Origin of the sequence: Pseudomonas sp. K5002, assembly GCF_013386655.1 — a bacterium.
Classification (GTDB): Bacteria; Pseudomonadota; Gammaproteobacteria; order Pseudomonadales; family Pseudomonadaceae; genus Aquipseudomonas.
The window spans coordinates 1-439 of the sequence record NZ_JACARK010001691.1 but is presented as its reverse complement, the minus strand read 5'-3'; the positions used below and the strand labels follow the sequence as shown (position 1 = coordinate 439).

The window sequence follows — 439 nt, the reverse complement described above, 5'->3', positions numbered from 1 at the left end:
CGTGCCATGCTGGAAGCGGCTGCCGAACTGCCACCGCTGCATGCGGTTGTCGGTCACTCCATGGGTGGGGCCAGCGCGATGTTGGCGGTGCAGTTGGGCTTGCGCACCAAGGCGTTGGTCAGTATCGCCGCACCCTCGCGGTTTCTCGACGTACTGCGCGGCTTTGCCGGCATGGTCGGTTTGCCGGCGCGAGCGCGTTCGGCGTTTATCCAGGAGGTCGAGCTGACGATGGGCATGCCTCTCAAGCACCTCGATGTCGCCCACTATCAAATGAATATCCCGGGCCTGATCGTGCATGCCGAAGACGATACCTTCGTCTCGGTCAAGGCTTGCCAGATCATCCATGACGCCTGGTTCGACAGCCGCCTGCTGCGCCTGGAGCAGGGCGGGCACCAGAAAGTGCTGGCGGATCCGCGTGTGATCGAAGGCGTGCTGGCGC

1 protein-coding gene is annotated in these 439 nt (G+C 63.8%); it reads left to right on the top strand.

Annotated elements, in window-relative coordinates; genetic code table 11:
- Positions 1-439, top strand: a 439-nt coding sequence (locus tag HX846_RS38735) for an alpha/beta fold hydrolase (RefSeq protein ID WP_372242083.1), incomplete at both ends; no start/stop codon positions are given.